The following is a 17,514-nucleotide window of genomic DNA, read 5'->3' on the forward strand; positions in this document are numbered from 1 at the left end:
ATGTATGTAACAACTATTTCACAAAGGAGCTGATGACTATGTCAATCGACAATAAAGAAACTACTGAAAAACAACAAAATACCGAAACCCAAAATAAATATTCAAAGGAGTATTCTGAAAAGTCGTTATTTGAAAAAATAAAAGATGTTGCGTCAAGTGCTGGAATTTCTGTAATTTACGCTGGGCTACTTTTGTATTTTACTTTAGAAAAAGCTGCTACTCCTCTATGGGCAAAAGGTACTATTGTTGGGGCATTAGGATACTTTATAGTTCCATTAGATGCAATCGCAGATATAGCGCCTGTTGTTGGGTATTCTGATGATTTTGGTGCTATTATGCTTGCACTTGGAGCTGTTGCCATGTATATAGATGAGGAAGTAAAAGCAAAGGCTAAAGCTAAATTAAAAGACTGGTTTGGAGAATATGATGCGAACTTACTTAATGAAATAGATAATAAAACATCAAAGAACTGACAAATATTTTTAGTGGGAGTTTTTAATATCTTAAAAGCTTCCTTTTATTTTATCCAGTAATATATAAAGCACCTTAACTATTGCTATTAAGGCAAATACTAGAATAAAATCGAAGGGAAGCAGTTACATTTACCGCTTTATTAGAAATATAACTACAAAACATCTTTTCATCGTATATCATGTTATCAAACCCTATATCACAGAAAAAAGTTATCAAAATGTTATCAAATTAGTTAAAAACAGTGAAAGGACTGTATGATTTTGATATCATACAGTCCTTCTAAACCCTTGATATTGGCGGAGAGAGAGGGATTCGAACCCTCGGAACCTGTTAGAGTTCACACGATTTCCAATCGTGCGCCTTAGACCAGCTCAGCCATCTCTCCATATAATTATTTAATTATGTCGTGTGACACCTATATAGTATACAATGGGTATTACAAAAAAGCAAGAGATATTTTAAAATTTATTCAAGTAATTATTGACATCCAGTTGTATATTTATGTTATCAGGTATATATTAATACCTATTCAGATCTAGTTATTTACTATCTTTATTCTTCTCAACAGTAATAATATACCCGTCTTTCCCATCACCTGATATCCGATATCCTATCTGATCTTCATACACTTCATCAAAAACTTGTTGGCTGAATGGTAAAGAGGTATAGAAAATATCATAGCTTTTATCTTCACCATTGAACGTCATATGCTTTGAATTCTTTAATTGTCGGTGATATTCTTCAAGGCACCAGTTGTTTTTATACATGATCTCTGCATGAGGGGTCCCCACATATCTTAGATGCCATGGTTCATATACTATTCCGGTAATATCCTTTTTATCCGGCTGATACCTTATGATAAATCCGTATTTCCACGAATTTTCATAGATCCATTTCCCTTGTATAGTGTTACCAAACGCAGTCACCAATGGATCAGCAGTTTTTAGTAACTCCGGTGTGGTAATATCTATCGCTAAACCTGTTTGATGCTCACTGGTTCCTGGCGGTGCAACAATTTCGGATGCTTGTTCATATGCTGCTTGCTTCCCAAACTCCTTTATCAGAGACTTAACCTTCTTTTTAAATAATGTATTTTGAAAGTCATAGGAGCGATAAGTACTTGAAATAATAATGCTGCTTACATTGCTGTCCCTCGCCGCTTTAAACATGTTAATAACCGCAGAACGCACTTCTTTCTTTATGGTAAGTCCTGAATATGTACATTCAAGCTTTATTTCATTGCTTTTATCATCTACCCTCACTAGTCCGTTAGGCGTAAAATTTTCAGGAAGACTTGTCCACTTATTGACTAAAATAAGATCCCCGCTGTTACTGCTAGTATCTTTATTTATGTAACCTATCTTCTGATGATCTTGTATATACGAACTTTGTTCAGCATGGGCACTAGCATCTAATATCCCTAGTATCTTATGCGCGGGTATTTCAACCTCTTGCTGGTTTATTTCATCTATGCTGCCATTAGACGTATCGATACTCGGCTGCTGCCAAGCAGATTTTTCTACGCTTTCTATATATGAAGATGTATCGTCAACAGCATCAACCTTCGTTGTACCTGCTGACCATGCAATTGTAAACGGTACCAAGAAGAAAACCAATCCCACAAAAATTCCTATTTTATTAATGAGAACCAACCCCTTAAATTCTATTATCTATATTATGATTTTTTCCATATATTTCTTTAACTAAACTTTATAATAATAGTATCATTTTTTGTCCGATTTTGAAAGAAAAAAGAACAAATTCACTATAGTGAATTTGTTCTAGGACAAATGAAACCCCTATTGAGTTTTCAATAGGAGTCAAAATCATTATGAAAGGCTGCTATCTTTATCTTTCTGAAGTTTATATACTAGTGAGTCAACCAACGCTTTCCAGCTTGCCTCAATAATGTCGGTTGAAACTCCAACAGTACTCCATATACGTTCTCCATCTGTAGATTCAATTAATACCCTTACCTTTGCAGCTGTTGCTGTCTTGGAATCTAATACCCTAACCTTAAAGTCGGTAAGATGCATATCCTTAAGCTGCGGGTAAAATCTTTCCAATGCTTTTCTCAATGCTTTATCCAATGCATTAACCGGACCGTCCCCTTCTGCCGCTGTGATTTCTTCTTCTCCATCTACCACAATCTTAATCAGCGCAGATGAACTATGGGTGTCCCCACTAGGCTCGTTAACAATGGCTTTAAAGTGTTCAAGCTCAAAGAAAGGTGTATATTTTCCTAATTCTTTTCGAATAACCAATTCGAAAGAGCTTTCAGCACCTTCAAATTGATATCCTTCATGCTCTAGTGCCTTCAATCTATCAATAATCTGTTTGGTTTCAGGAGAATCCTTAGTAAGCTCCGGTGCAACCTGATTAATTTTTGAGAGGATACTGGATCTGCCCGCCACCTCAGACATAAGAAATCTTCTCTCATTTCCCACTACCTCGGGATTAATATGCTCGAAGGTTTTAGGGTTTTTTGTGACTCCATCGATATGCATGCCTCCTTTATGAGCGAAAGCTGCATTTCCAACATATGGAGCTCTCTCATCATGCGCGACATTTGCGATCTCACTGACGAACCTCGCAACAGGAGTTAGTTTTGACATATTATCTGCCGGAATACATTCTATTCCCAGTTTCACCTGCAAATCAGGGATAATCGTACAAAGATTAGCGTTGCCGCATCTTTCTCCAAAACCGTTAAATGTCCCCTGAACATGAACAGCACCTGCCTGTACCGCCAGTATAGAGTTTGCAATAGCCATTCCGGTATCATTATGACAGTGAATGCCTACCTGCACCCCTTCAAACATTTCACATACTTTCTTTGTGATCTCGTAAATCTCAAGTGGAAAACAACCTCCGTTAGTATCACACAGTACCAGGCAATGGGCGCCTCCTTCTACTGCCGCACTTAGCGTCTGCATCGCATATTTACTGTTTGCCTTGTATCCGTCAAAGAAATGTTCAGCGTCATAAATAATTTCTTTTCCGTTATCCTTGAAAAACGCAACGGTATCTCTAATCATGTGAAGATTTTCTTCCGGAGAAGTTTTCAAGATATCTATGACATGCAAGTCCCAACTCTTTCCGAATATTGCGACAGCAGGAGTATCGGCCTGGAGCATAGACTGTACATTATTATCATCTTCAACCTTTATTCCTACTCTGCGTGTACTTCCAAATGCAGCCAGCTTTATATTGGAAAGCTTCATCTTTTTGACTCTTTCAAAAAACTCCAGATCTTTAGGGTTAGAGCCAGGATTACCTGCTTCAATATAATCCACACCTAATTTATCCAGTCTTTCCACAATTTTAAGCTTATCCTCCACGGAAAAGGATATTCCTTCTGCTTGCGCTCCATCACGCAATGTTGAATCATAAATATATACTTTATTCATTCAAAAACCTCCTTTCACTAGACATGTTGATATAAAATGAGTCCACAGTTTATACCCCGTACGGACAATACTATACTGTGAACTCAAAGGATCTGTTCTAAAATTTCGTTTTATTGCAAAGCTGATTAAGCAATTTCGCTCAACATCCTGTTTATCGCATTCAAATATGCTTTCACACTGGCTTCAATGATATCGGTACTCACGCCTCTGCCCATGAAGGTTTTATCTTCCTTTGCAATCTTTACGGATACTTCACCTAAAGCATCTTTGCCACCGGTAACTGCCCTAAGGTTATAGTCTGCCAGTTTAATTTCTATACCTACTGCTCTTTCTATCGCGTTAAATGCGGCATCAATGGGTCCATCTCCTGTAGCAGCTTCTGTTACCGTTTGATCTTCTTTAGTTAGCTCTACCATTGCAGTAGCTATTACCTTGTTCCCACTATTAGTCTGGAAACTTTTCAGTTGATATATCTCAGGTATCTGCGAAACTCTTTCTTCCACCAATACATGAATATCATCATCCAGTACAACTTTTTTCTTATCCGCTAATTCTTTAAATTTTTCAAACGCTTTATTAATAGCGTCCTGTTCCAGTGTATAGCCCATATCTTTTAATTTATCTTCAAAAGCATGGCGTCCTGAGAGCTTACCCAACACCATTTTATTCTGCGATAAGCCTACTGACTCCGGTGTCATGATCTCATAAGTACTTTTTTCACTTAATACACCATGCTGATGAATACCTGATTCATGAGCAAATGCATTTGCACCTACAACTGCTTTATTGGGTTGTACTTGCACACCGGTTAAGCTTGTTACCAGCTTGCTGGTTCTGGATATTTGCGTTGTATCAATATTATGCTGAACGTTATAGTAATTTTTACGGGTGGTTAATGCCATAACGATTTCTTCTAAGGCAGCATTTCCGGCTCTCTCACCCAAGCCATTGATGGTACATTCTACTTGAGTAGCTCCGTTCTCTATGGCTGCAAGTGTATTCGCAACAGCCATCCCAAGGTCATTATGACAGTGTACGCTAACGTCTGTATTTTCAATATTTTTAACATTCTCCATCACACCTTTGATAAGACCGCCGAATTCCTTCGGAGCGGTATATCCAACAGTGTCAGGAATATTAATACACGTTGCTCCAGCCGCAATCACTGCTTCAAATATTTTGTACAAGAATTCCGGCCTGCTTCTTCCTGCATCTTCAGCAGAGAATTCTATATCGCTGCAATACCTTTTCGCATATTTCACCATGGCTACAGCTCGCTCCAATACTGCATCCTCACTCATCTTCAGCTTATGCTGCATATGAATATCGGAAGTCGCAATAAATGTGTGAATCCTTGGGCTTACAGCATTCTTAACTGCTTCCCATGCTCTATCGATATCTTTTTCAACTGCACGGCAAAGACTAGCTACTGTTACATTTTTCAGTTCTGTCGCAACTGCCTGCACTGCTTCAAAGTCACCGGGAGACGCAATAGCAAAGCCTGCTTCAATGACGTCTACCCCCAACTTTTCCAACTGTCGTGCAATTTCCAGCTTTTCTTGTATATTAAGATTTACTCCCGGAGTTTGCTCCCCATCTCTTAATGTCGTATCGAATATTTTAATAATTTTTGACATATAAATCCCCTTTCAAATTTAGAAAACAGTGGGCAGCGGAAGTGAATATCCATACTTGAATCCATCATCCACTCACCTGCTGACTATTATTCTGACTTTTTATTAGACAAAAACATTTATCAATCTATCATTTGTATAGATTTCTTCTAAACGATAATATATTGGCTAATAAAGCGGATAGAAGAGCGTATTGCAGTAAAGGGTATTCGCTTTTTACTTCAATCTCCTCATTTCCTGTTATTGAAAGGTAGATAGGTGCGCGCTCCCATATCTAACTTCAGCTATATTATTTCTTCAACCAACTCATCATTTTTCTTAACTCTTTACCTACGACTTCAATTTGATGCTCTTGTTCTATTCTTCTTCTGGCATAGAAAGATGCTTTATTCGCCTGATTTTCCAAAATCCAATTCTTAGCGAAAGTTCCTTCCTGTACTTCACGAAGTACTTTTCTCATTTCTTCTTTTGTCTGCTCTGTAATAATTCTCTTTCCTATACAGTAATCACCATATTCCGCAGTATCACTGATGGAATATCTCATATAGTTTAGTCCACCCTGATTAACCATATCTACAATCAGCTTCATTTCATGCATACATTCAAAGTATGCGCTTTCCGGCTGGTATCCTGCTTCAACTAATACTTCAAAGCCTGCTTTCATTAACTCAGATACACCGCCGCATAATACAGCCTGTTCACCGAATAAATCTGTTTCGGTTTCTTCTTTGAAAGTTGTTTCAAGAATACCTGCTCTGGCACCGCCGATTCCTTTTGCATAAGCCAATGCCAGATCTTTTGCTTTTCCTGTAGCATCCTGATGTACTGCGATAAGGCATGGAACTCCTTTTCCTTCTTGGTACTGGCTTCTTACGGTATGTCCCGGACCTTTTGGTGCAACCATGAATACATCCACATCTGCCGGTGGTACAATCTGGCCAAAATGAATATTAAATCCATGAGCAAAAACCATTGCCTTTCCAGCTTTCAGGTTTGGCTTTATGCTTTCTTGGTAAAGCTTTGCCTGCGTTTCATCATTAATGAGGATCATGATGATATCAGCTTGTGCTGCAGCATCATAGGCTGTAGCTACTTTAAGACCTGCTTCCTCTGCCAGCTTCCATGATTTACTTCCAACATACAAACCAACGACTACATCTACGCCGCTTTCGTGCAAGTTCAATGCATGCGCATGTCCCTGACTTCCATAACCTATTATTGCAACAGTCTTTCCTTTCAATAGATCTAAATTACAATCACTGTCATAATACATTTTTGCCATGTTAACAACCTCCTAGTTTATTCTTCATTCTCTTCAGTACTGGTTACTTTAATTACTTGATTCCCTCTTTCAATTGCAACAACCCCGGTTCTAACCATTTCTTTAATACCAAACTGCCTCAGCATTTCTTCGAAGGCAGCGATCTTATCCGCTGAACCTGTCATCTCAATTGTAAGTGTATTTTTTGATACATCTACTATTTTAGCTCTAAATATATCTACAATCTGAATGATTTCTGATCTCGTAGATGAGTTTGCATTTACCTTAATAAGTGCTAACTCTCTGGTAACCGAGTCATTCGGATCGAGCTCTCTTATTTTTATAACATCAATCAGTTTATTCAACTGTTTTGTCACCTGTTCAACAGTATACTCATCCCCGTCAACCACTATGGTCATCCTCGATACGTTGGGATCTTCTGTCACTCCAACCGCCAGGCTATCTATATTGAATCCTCTGCGACTGAACAGTCCCGCTACCCTAGACAATACTCCTGCATGGTTCTCCACTAGAACTGATAGCGTATGTTTTGCCATCTAAAACCCTCCCCATTTTTTAATAGAGAATGATTAATAGAATGAAATCTATTAATTCTACATCCTCTGTTTTCATTCCCTGTTGACTACAGTGTACTTTCTTCAGGATCTACTTGAAATTCTAAGATATAAGCCCCTTCGTACTTCAATGCATTCTCCAGCGCTGCTTTCACCTTACTATTCAGCAGAACTTTTTCTCCCGGTATGTCATAAGCAGCTGCAATTTTTATAAAATCAGGGTTCTTATCCAGCGTGACTGAAAAATAATTGCTCTTATAATGCATTTTTTGCAGTTCTCGCACCATTCCCAACCGCTGGTTATTAAACAATATTATTTTTACATCAATATCCCATTGTTTCATCGTGCCCAGCTCTTGCATAGACATCTGGAAGCTTCCGTCTCCGGCAATAACAAATACCGTCTTATCAGGGGTTCCAACCTTAGCACCAATAGCTGCCGGAAGTCCATATCCCATGGTACCTAACCCGCCTGAAGTCAGAAAAGTTCCGGGATATACTGTCTTGTAGTGATTTGCGGCCCATATCTGGTTCTGTCCTACTTCTGTAGCCACAACAGCATTCCCTTCCGTAAGCTCCGATAATTCTTTCAGCACATACTTGGGATTGACATAGTCACTATCTTCATATTCTTTTACCGTTTTTTGCATTCGGGAATCTTTCCATTGGGTGACGGTATTCACCCATTCCTGCTTATAACCGGAATGCAGATACTTCATTAGGTGCTGCAAAATAAGTTTTACGTCTCCTACGATAGGAATCTTAGTTCCCAGGTTTTTACCAATCTCCGCAGGATCAATATCTATATGAATAACTTGTGCATGCCGGGCAAATTTATCGGTTTTTCCGATTGCTCTATCTCCTGCCCTTGCTCCCATCACAATCAGCAAATCCGAGTTGCTAACTGCCTGATTCGCCGCATACACACCATGGGACCCTAACATCCCTAAATTTAAAGGATGTGAGGAAGGGATTGCACCTATTCCCATTAAAGTCGTCACTACCGGTATTCCTAACTCCTCAACAATTGTTATTAACTCTTCAGAGGCTCCTGAATGAATGATACCCCCGCCTGCACAAATTACCGGATGTTCTGATTTCTCTATCGCTTCTGCAATTTTCTTTAACTGCAATCCGTTACCCTTATAAGTAGGTTTATACCCTCGGATATCCGGGTTCTTTGGGTATTTAAAATCCAATTCCCGTATCTGTACATCAATAGGTACATCTATGAGAACCGGCCCGGGTCTGCCGGTTGCTGCAATATGAAAAGCTTCACTCAATATTCTCGGAAGATCTTTTTCATTTTTAACTAAATAGCTATGCTTACAAAATGGCGCTGTGGCACCTGTAATATCTACTTCCTGAAACACATCTCTGCCAATCATCTCAGATGAAACCTGGCCTGTAATAGCTACAATCGGAATAGAATCCATATACGCTGTAGCAATACCGGTGATCAGATTAGTAGCCCCAGGCCCGGAAGTAGCCATACATACCCCTACTTTTTTTGTTACTCTGGCATACCCGCTTGCTGCATGGGCGGCTCCCTGTTCATGACGGGTAAGGATATGTTTTATGTGCGATTTACTTAATGCCTCATAGATAGGTGCATTAGCAGCACCGGGATATCCGAATATTACAGTAACCTTCTCTTCTTCCAGTGCCTTAATGACTGCTTCAGCCCCAGTCATCTTCATATCGATCACCTCCAAAACAATTTATGGTTTATAATGATATTATCTCTTTTTCATGCCGTATTATGATATTTATACCCATTTGGGTATAAAAAAACCCCGCACCTAGTACAATAAGTACAAGGGGCGAGGAATGCTTCATCGCTTTACCACCCTACTTCACTGTTACTTCTCAGCAACAGCCTCAGTGAGTATAAAATACTCATACAATAACGGTGCAGTCCGGTATATCCTACTAAATTTCAGACATACAGCTCAAGAGTGAGTCTATTATATATACCTTCCCACCGATTCACACCAACCATCGGCTCTCTTATAGGGTACAGTATATTTTTCTCTCTTTCATCGCTTTTAATAACGTATTTAAGTATAATTGTTTAACATTTTACCAAGCCATTAGGCATTTGTCAACAGTGATTTTTTCACGTTCTCTGTTTTATTATTTAAAAGCTGGTTTTGTCCATCGGTATATTTAACTGCAAACTGCTTAAACATTGATTGCATCCAATAAATATTAATCTAAATAGAAATCATGAGTAACAACTATATAAATTTCATTTTTTTATCCATGAAAATTCAAACTTTTACCACCGATAGAAATCATCTTCATATTGCAGTCTAATCATTGCCACCATTTGACCCTGTAGCATCTTGGGCTGAGTAAAAGACTTTTTTTATGCTTTTTTCTAATTTAGGTCGAGCCAACATGACTTGGTGACCGCACCCCACACATTTAATACGAAAATCCATACCCGCTCGGAGAATTTCCCACTGCTTGCTTCCACAGGGATGCTGCTTTTTTAATTCTACAATATCCCCTACTTTTAAGTTTATCGGCATCAACTATCACCTTCACCTTTGTTAATTACAACAAGCCTGTTATATGGAATTTCGATACCCCTCTCATCAAATCCATCTTTGATTCTTTTCCTCAACTGGCGCTCAACTTCCCATTGCATTCCGGCAATTGTTTTTGCAAATACCCTAATGACTACACCTGAGTCACCAAGATCTTTAACCCCCAGCACAGTAGGGCCTTCTACAATTGAATCGATTTCTTTTGCCGCACGTTCAGAAATAATGTTTAAAGCATCTAAAGCCTTATCAATCTTCTCTTCATACGCGATAGCCACATCTACAATTGCACCCTTGCTACCCCTTGTATGATTGGTTAAGCTTTGAATCTGACTATTGGGTATGATATAGAGATCACCGGCATAATGCCGAACCTTGGTAATCCGCAGTCCCATTTCTTCTACAGTTCCCATCATACCATCTACAGTAATCATATCACCTACAGAGAACTGATCTTCCAATAAAATAAAAAACCCTGTGATTACATCCTTCACCAGATTTTGTGCTCCGAACCCGATAGCCAATCCTCCGACTCCGGCAGCAGTAATAATGGTTGTAGGCACGATGTCAAAAGCCGCTTGCAGTATGGTCACAAATGCCACAAAATATACTGAATAACGAAGGATACTGATACATAATGTAGCCAACGTATCGGTTCTCTTTGTATCTAACTTATATTTAAATTCTTTTTGCTTATCAAAGAATTTCTGGATGAGCAAAGTACCGAATTTTATTACCATTAAAGACAATACCACGATTATTGCTGTTTTCATTATTCTCCCCGCAACAGAAAGAACCTGGTCCTGATGATCTATAACAAAACTAGTAACTTCCTTTTTAACTTGTCCCCAATCAATACTGCCCACTATATCAACTCCCTTATGATAAAAGTAATAAATGTATAATTTACGTCAAATATATAACGAAAAATGTAACTGCAATAAAACCTATGGTTGTAATATTATGCAGCCATAAATACAACTCATATAATCTATCTTTCCATGTAAATTCATCTTCTTCATCAACGGTACCGGTAGCCCCAGTATTTATCATATTATCAATGACACCAATAATATCATATACCCAATTAGCAATAAGGATTATTGCTAAAACTTTTAAAAGTAATACATCTAAAATAAAAAATGTAAAAATAAAGTATACAATAATCATTAAATCCATAGAGATGATAAAACCATAATTCAACTTTCGCGCATTAATCCCTAAAGTATCTCCTATCTCCAAAAAAGATTCCTCAACTTCTTCATTTTCCAGCTCTTCTTCATCTTCATCTTCCTCATCAACATTGCTTGAAATAACTAATGTATGCAGACTTCCTAGAGATATGAACACCAATATGATAGACATTATTAGAAAAAACGCATCTATATTGCAAAAGATAATCATGATTGGAAAAAGGATAACCATGAAAATCATCATAAAAAGGTTTTTTACTGACATGACCTCACATCCAATCTACTTGAGTTCAACTTCCAATGAATCACTTACCAGAATGGCAATTTCACCTCTTGTAAGAGGTTTATTAAAATCTACCGCCAAGTTCTTGGTGATTCCCAAATTCATTCCAACCTCCATATAATTGTCCGGCCATTTTTTCCCTTGCACATCTTTCGCATATCCCATTGCATTCAAAAGTATTGTAACTGCCTGCCCGTAGGTTATTTGGTTATCCGGCTTAAAAGTGCCGTCTTCGGGAAAACCCGATATAATCTTCAAGCTATACGCATTGGCTATATACGGATAGCCCCAATACTCTTTTGTAACATCCTTGAAGGGTACTTCTTCAGTAAGTAGAACATTGCCTTCATATCCCAGCATCCGCGTTACAATGGCACTAAATTCAACTCTTCTGATAGGTCTTTCCAACCCTAGGGTTCCATCGTCATAACCTTTTAGCAGATTAAGTGCCACCAATTTCTCCGCTGCTTGTGTCTGTAAACTAGAAGATTGTGCCGCTTCGCCTGTCTGAGCTAGTGAAACTGAAAACATGATTGATATAAAAATTATTGCTGTTATAAACATTCTTATTCTAAAATTTTTCAAAATATTTCTCCCCTTTAGAAAAATAACCCGATATACTAAATATGTTATCATTATACCATCTGTTTGTAAACCTTAAATGAGCTGTTGTACGGATATTGAATAAAAATTTAATATATTTGAAATATTAAGGAATGGCGGAATAATAATGTCCGATTTTCAAGCGAGGGATTTTTTGATAGTGCAAGGCGGAGAAGGCTTAAATATCTAGCCGACGACAACGAAGCAATATCGAAAAATAACCGCTTGAAAAATGGGAAATTATTATTTCGTCATTCCTTAATATGAATATCTGTAAAGGAGTGTATTTTTATGCCAAAAACTATAGTAGGTATTTTTGATTCTCATGATCTTGCTGAAAAAGCAGCAAGACAAGTGAAAGATGAAGGCTTACGGACTGATGACATATCCATTGTAGCAAAAGATGGTAATCAGCAGGATGGGGCAACAACAGGAACATTTACAAATGATAATCGTTCCGTAAATGATAATGTTTCAGATGGAACTGTCACCGGGGGCGTCCTGGGAGGATTGGCGGGATTGCTGCTCGGCATGGGTACAATGGTAATTCCCGGCTTAGGTGTAATTGCAGCTGCGGGACCTATCGCGGGCCTTCTTTCGGGCGCCTTAACAGGCGGCATCGTAGGCGGCTTGGTTGATCTGGGTATACCTGAAGAAGCAGGGCGTGAATATGAACGTGAAGTAAGACGGGGAAAAATCCTTTGGAGTATGAGAACTGAAGAGGACAATGTCGACAGAATCTCTAATATATTGAGAACCTGTGGTGCTTCAAATGTAGAAGTACATTAAAAAAATATAATGCCGGTCAATCCCCGGCATTTTTTATGTTATTCATTTGGATTTTCTACAAACCTCTTTATCTTTTTTGTTGTAGTCTTTGCAAACTCTTCTTTCCTAACTGTAAAATCACTAATTCTCTTATATAATGGCATCTTATGATTTACTTCTTTTACCTGCATATGAATAAGTTCTTTTAGCTGTTCGTCGTTATATTCTTTCCCCAGCTTCTCTTCTGCCGCCTCTAAATTCGGTATAATTTGAACATTCACATAGGTTTCTCCACTTTCCTCATCATATTTACCCCAAACCAGACTTTCCATAATATACTCACTTCTATTTAAATATGCTTCCACTTCTTCAGGGAATATATTTTTGCCATTCTTGGTGACAATGACATTTTTTTGCCTTCCCGTAATATGCACAAACCCTTCCTGGTCAACAAAGCCCAAATCTCCGGTATAAAACCATCCATCTTTTAATACTTTTTCGGTGGCGAGCTCATTTTGGAAATAACCAAGCATTATACTTTCGCTTTTGCATATGATTTCTCCTACACCTTCCTCTCCCGGATTATCAATCTTTACCTCTATCCCAGGAAGCGGCAGTCCTGCTGCATCATCTTTATAATAGCAATCCCTATTTAACGCGACAATAGGAGCGCATTCAGTGAGTCCATAGCCTTGAACCGTTAGCAGCCCGAGATCACGAAAACCTTTTGAAACCTCCGGGTCTATCCCTGCACCTCCACTGATAAATATACGTATGTGTCCTCCTAAATTATCATGAATCTTCTTGAATAACTTTTTTGACAAATCTATACCGACATGCTTAAGAAGATTGTTTACTTTAATTGCAGTTCTTAATTTTGCTGTCATCCCGCTTTTCTCCGCCTGCTGCCATATCTTTTTATACATTGATTCATACAGTAAAGGTACCGCCAACATCATTGTAGCTTTTGCTTCCTGCATGTTTTTAGTAATATGACGCAGTCCTTCACAGTATGCAATCGTACTTCCACGATAAATAGGGCATAAAAATCCGCAGGTGCATTCATACGTATGATGAAGCGGGAGGACCGAAAGGAATATGTCCTTGTCTCCGATATAAAGCATTGAGCACATTGCCATTAAATTAGTACATATATTCTTATGTGAAAGCACCACTCCTTTTGCCAACCCTGTGGTTCCGGATGTAAATAGAAGGATACGCATTTCTGCTGCATCAATATTTTGATTGATATATGTCATATCCCCCTGTTCTATCATTTTTCTTCCCTTCTCTATCAGTGCAGAAAATGAAAATATGTCATTACTATCTGCATCTGCACTCATGTTGATATATATTTCTACTCCCTGTAGCTCTGGCCTGATATCCGTAATATTTTTTTCAAACTTTCCTGAGTAGATAATGCCGCTTGCTTGGGAAGTATTCAGAAGGTTTTCAATCTCGTGAACCGGGAGATCCTTATCTAAAGGCACAATGGTTCCTACCCCGCATAATACCGCAAGATACGTTACAGCCCATTCATATCTGTTTTCACCTATTATCGCAATGCGCTTATCTTTTAATCCGAGGCTAACAAGTGCTGTCCCTAGCGCATCTACATCGCTTTTATACTGCCGGTAGCTTTTCGGATAGTATTCTCCTCCATCCTTTGTCTTTACAAGAAATGCCGGCTTATCCTGGTAGATCTCTACGCTTTGACATAGCATATCTTTCAAATCGGTAATCTTTCTTACATCATATAACGGCGTCTGTGCTCCCCCCATCGCTTTCACTTCCTCACCTTAATTATATGGATATATTATACAATAAATCCGTTTTATTGTCATCGCTTTTATGTGCTTTCCACAATTATTATTACGATAAGTAAATAATCTACCCCAAAACAAAATTTAGTAAACATATCTGCTTTTACAATATATTAAGATACTATATATTCTGTCTTTATAAAGTCTGTGAACTGTGAACCGTGAACCGTGAACTACTTTTCTCCTCTTCTATCAGCAATACTCTCGCAGGGCTTCCATCACCGCCTACAATGGGCAGAGGTGCTATCACAGAAGTGTATTCACCTTCCGGGACTTCCTTTAAGCGAAGCCCTTCCACAACAAGAATACCATTTTCCAGCAAAACATGGTGGGTAGCATGACCGGGACTATTTCTCTCTATGCTGAGCGCGTCTGCTCCAACGACCTCCACATCTCTTTCCACAAGATACTGAGCCGCTTCAGCTGATAAATATATAAATTGGGCGTTAAAAGTATCTTCCAAAGAATTTTTTGTTTTTAAGAAGATAAAGTCCCCCGGGTGTATCTCATATTTCTGTATATGTGCTAATTGAATGCAGTCTTCCACATCGGTTAGATCTAGAACTTTACACTTCCCATACATCTTGTCAAGAGGGATATCCTCTAACGTATATCCTTTCTCCAGTATGTGATATGGCGCATCCACATGGGTACCGGCATGCGAATACAGGCATACCCTTGTTTCATTGCTTCCCTCTTTGATAGTCCTCACTTTTTCAATACACGGCTGATGTTCCTGTCTATTTTTGTATGCAACCATCCCCACACGGATTGGCATTGTTACGTCGTATATCTTCATGATACCACTTCCTTCCCTCACTTTTTAATAGTTTATCTGCTTTCTGCGGCCCCCATGCCCCTTTCTGATAGAGCTCCGGTTGTTCACCCGCATGTACCCTCAACACTTCTTCTGCCAATTTCCATGAATATTCAATTTCTCTCCAACTTGTAAATAACGTAGCATCTCCTATGATTCCGTCCATTAGGAGCCGTTCATATGCTTCAGGAGTATTGTCTCCGAACTCACATTCATGGCAGAAATTCATTTTTACACCTCTGATTTTAACATTTGCCCCATGCGGTTCCTTCACATTAAACTGCAGATCAAATCCTGTTTTAGGATCAACTGATATGACCAGGCGATTTGCATCTATATCATTATTTTTATATAAATTATATGGAGTATTTTTAAATTGAATCACTACTTCTGTTTTCTTCTCTTTCAGATATTTTCCTGTCCGAACATACATCGGAACCCCCGCCCATCTCCAATTATGTATCTCCAACTTTGCAGCTATAAATGTCTCTACTTTAGATTGAGGATGGACTTCTTTTTCAGATGTATATCCTTCATATTGGCCTCTTACTATGGCTTCATCATTAAATAATCTCAACGATCTGATTACTTTTACTTTTTCCGTAGAAATAGAATCAGCATCAAAGTCCACGGGAGGTTCCATCGCAATGAGGGATAAAAGCTGGATAATATGGTTTTGAAGCATATCCTTTACCGCTCCGGCGTGTTCATAATAGCGCCCCCGGGTTCCTACCCCCACTGTCTCGGAAACAGTAATTTGAATATGATCTATATGCTTATTATTCCAGAGAGGTTCAAAAATACCGTTGGCAAACCGCAGTACCATAAAATTTTGTACCGCTTCCTTTCCAAGATAATGATCTATTCTATACATCTGCTGTTGATTTACCAAGCGCTCCAACCGCTTGTTGAGCATCCTTGCCGTCGCTAAATCGGAACCAAAAGGTTTTTCAATAATAACGCGGTGCCAGGGATTTTCCGCTCCTTTCTCAAGAATACGGTAATGGGTAAGATTCTCCAACACAATAGGGAAATATTCCGGTGTGGTTGCAAGATAGAAAAGCCGGTTTTTTTGTTCCCCTTCTATATTGTTCAAAATGCCTGTCAAATTCTCATAAGTGCTGTCCTGCTGCAGATCACCGGAAATATAATAAAAAGAACTTATCATTTTATCAAAGAGCTTCTCATCATATTGATTCCTGGAATACTTTTTTACACTTTCTATGAAAAATTCACCAAATTGACGATGTGTCATAGGCTTCCTGGAGATACCTACAACAGAAAACGGTACTTCCAAATTCTTTTCGATAAAATGATTATAAAGTGCAGGTATCAATTTTCTGGCTGCCAGATCTCCGGTACCACCAAATATGACAAATGTAAAAGGCTGTATGTTTGCCATTGTTATCACTCCTAAAAATTTCGGAATTTATTATTTCACTGTTCCTTAGCTTATCTTTACCCTAGAGACTAAATTTCAAACCGGAACAAATAAATCCTTAACCGCCATTGCATAATCAACATCTACTGCTATGTATAGATAAAAAATCTAAAAATTGAAAAAAAACCATCAAATTATAAACTTGACGGCTCATCATTATTTTAGATTCTTACTTAGGTGCTTCTCAGACAATCCTAACGTCTAATATTTAAACTTTAAACTACTCTTTTATTCTTTTATCATATCTCTTATTTTTGTAACCAATGCATCAATCAAAACGGGTAACGGCTGCCCATTTGTTCCTATAATCTCCAGTCCGCATCTATTTAGCGGCACCAGTATTTTTTTCGCGCTGCTGCTGCCAATGGCTTCTGCGATACGTGGTGTGCATTCTCCCAACATCGAGTTTGCAGCTAATATACCCACCGAACCTATAATCACATCTACTTTATGTGCAGTTACTACAATCGCATTTTCACCGGTAGCCCCAATATGCGCACCGGCTTTAAGCATGGAGGTCGTCGCCATAGAATTAGTCCCTAATGCTATAATGGTTGCGCTATCTCCTATTTCCCTGCTCAATTTTTCTATAATAGCTTTACCTAATCCTCCACCTTGTCCATCTATCACCGCTATTTCCATATATTCCTCCATGATCTTTTTTTAGTTTTTACTATAAT

The 17,514-nt window shown here is 38.5% G+C and carries 16 protein-coding genes, 1 tRNA gene and 1 other annotated feature; of the genes, 2 read left to right on the top strand and 15 right to left on the bottom strand.

Translation table 11 applies throughout. The features are described 5' to 3' along the window. Positions 1-38 precede the first annotated feature (38 nt). Positions 39-473, top strand: a complete 435-nt coding sequence (locus QKW49_RS15285; RefSeq protein ID WP_282863541.1) for a DUF1232 domain-containing protein — start codon at positions 39-41, stop codon at positions 471-473. A gap of 295 nt (positions 474-768) precedes the next feature. On the opposite strand, the gene QKW49_RS15290 is transcribed toward QKW49_RS15285, so the two are convergent. The 11 genes from QKW49_RS15290 to QKW49_RS15340 all read right to left on the bottom strand — a co-directional run bounded on the left by QKW49_RS15290 (position 769) and on the right by QKW49_RS15340 (position 11,967). After that, positions 769-859: transfer RNA gene (locus tag QKW49_RS15290), tRNA-Ser, on the bottom strand. A gap of 154 nt (positions 860-1,013) precedes the next feature. Then, positions 1,014-2,096: a M15 family metallopeptidase gene (locus QKW49_RS15295; protein ID WP_282863542.1), complete on the bottom strand. Its 1,083-nt coding sequence runs from the start codon at positions 2,094-2,096 to the stop codon at positions 1,014-1,016. Between the two features lie 207 nt (positions 2,097-2,303). Next, a complete protein-coding gene (gene cimA / locus QKW49_RS15300) occupies positions 2,304-3,884 on the bottom strand; it encodes a citramalate synthase (RefSeq protein ID WP_282863543.1) in 1,581 nt (526 codons plus the stop codon). Positions 3,885-4,009: 125 nt separating this feature from the next. After that, entirely contained in the window at positions 4,010-5,521 is a 1,512-nt protein-coding gene (locus QKW49_RS15305) for a 2-isopropylmalate synthase (protein ID WP_282863544.1), read from the bottom strand. A 286-nt stretch (positions 5,522-5,807) separates the two neighbouring features. Beyond that, positions 5,808-6,800, bottom strand: coding sequence for a ketol-acid reductoisomerase (gene ilvC / locus QKW49_RS15310; protein ID WP_282863545.1), 993 nt, complete (start codon positions 6,798-6,800; stop codon positions 5,808-5,810). A gap of 17 nt (positions 6,801-6,817) precedes the next feature. Beyond that, positions 6,818-7,336 carry an acetolactate synthase small subunit gene (gene ilvN / locus QKW49_RS15315; protein ID WP_282863546.1) on the bottom strand — a complete coding sequence of 173 codons (519 nt, stop codon included), beginning with the start codon at positions 7,334-7,336 and terminating at the stop codon, positions 6,818-6,820. An 86-nt stretch (positions 7,337-7,422) separates the two neighbouring features. Beyond that, positions 7,423-9,054 carry a biosynthetic-type acetolactate synthase large subunit gene (gene ilvB / locus QKW49_RS15320; RefSeq protein ID WP_282863547.1) on the bottom strand — a complete coding sequence of 544 codons (1,632 nt, stop codon included), beginning with the start codon at positions 9,052-9,054 and terminating at the stop codon, positions 7,423-7,425. 116 nt (positions 9,055-9,170) lie between these two features. Then, positions 9,171-9,406 (bottom strand) — a binding site (T-box leader). Positions 9,407-9,669: 263 nt separating this feature from the next. After that, on the bottom strand, positions 9,670-9,891 hold the full coding sequence (locus tag QKW49_RS15325) for a DUF951 domain-containing protein (protein ID WP_282863548.1): 222 nt from the start codon (positions 9,889-9,891) through the stop codon (positions 9,670-9,672). Beyond that, positions 9,891-10,772 (bottom strand): mechanosensitive ion channel family protein, encoded by an 882-nt coding sequence (locus QKW49_RS15330; protein WP_282863549.1) that lies wholly within the window; start codon positions 10,770-10,772, stop codon positions 9,891-9,893. The genes QKW49_RS15325 and QKW49_RS15330 overlap by 1 nt, the downstream gene beginning before the upstream one ends. A gap of 40 nt (positions 10,773-10,812) precedes the next feature. After that, positions 10,813-11,364: a hypothetical protein gene (locus tag QKW49_RS15335; protein WP_282863550.1), complete on the bottom strand. Its 552-nt coding sequence runs from the start codon at positions 11,362-11,364 to the stop codon at positions 10,813-10,815. A gap of 15 nt (positions 11,365-11,379) precedes the next feature. After that, positions 11,380-11,967 carry an S-layer homology domain-containing protein gene (locus QKW49_RS15340; RefSeq protein ID WP_282863551.1) on the bottom strand — a complete coding sequence of 196 codons (588 nt, stop codon included), beginning with the start codon at positions 11,965-11,967 and terminating at the stop codon, positions 11,380-11,382. Between the two features lie 309 nt (positions 11,968-12,276). Between QKW49_RS15340 and QKW49_RS15345 the strand changes: the two genes are divergently transcribed. Then, a complete protein-coding gene (locus QKW49_RS15345; protein WP_282863552.1) occupies positions 12,277-12,774 on the top strand; it encodes a general stress protein in 498 nt (165 codons plus the stop codon). 38 nt (positions 12,775-12,812) lie between these two features. Here the strand turns inward: QKW49_RS15345 and QKW49_RS15350 are convergent, their stop codons facing one another. The 4 genes from QKW49_RS15350 to QKW49_RS15365 all read right to left on the bottom strand — a co-directional run bounded on the left by QKW49_RS15350 (position 12,813) and on the right by QKW49_RS15365 (position 17,476). Further along, complete coding sequence (locus QKW49_RS15350) at positions 12,813-14,534, bottom strand: AMP-binding protein (RefSeq protein ID WP_282863553.1); 1,722 nt, start codon at positions 14,532-14,534, stop codon at positions 12,813-12,815. Positions 14,535-14,712: 178 nt separating this feature from the next. Continuing rightward, complete coding sequence (locus QKW49_RS15355) at positions 14,713-15,375, bottom strand: cyclase family protein (protein ID WP_282863554.1); 663 nt, start codon at positions 15,373-15,375, stop codon at positions 14,713-14,715. Then, positions 15,317-16,795 (bottom strand): glucose-6-phosphate dehydrogenase, encoded by a 1,479-nt coding sequence (gene zwf / locus QKW49_RS15360; RefSeq protein WP_282863555.1) that lies wholly within the window; start codon positions 16,793-16,795, stop codon positions 15,317-15,319. Before zwf ends, QKW49_RS15355 begins: the two co-directional genes overlap by 59 nt. A 267-nt stretch (positions 16,796-17,062) precedes the next feature. After that, positions 17,063-17,476 (bottom strand): DUF3842 family protein, encoded by a 414-nt coding sequence (locus QKW49_RS15365; protein WP_282863556.1) that lies wholly within the window; start codon positions 17,474-17,476, stop codon positions 17,063-17,065. Positions 17,477-17,514 lie beyond the last annotated feature (38 nt).

Origin of the sequence: Petroclostridium sp. X23 (assembly GCF_030013905.1) — a bacterium.
In the GTDB taxonomy this organism is placed as follows: Bacteria; Bacillota; Clostridia; order SK-Y3; family SK-Y3; genus X23.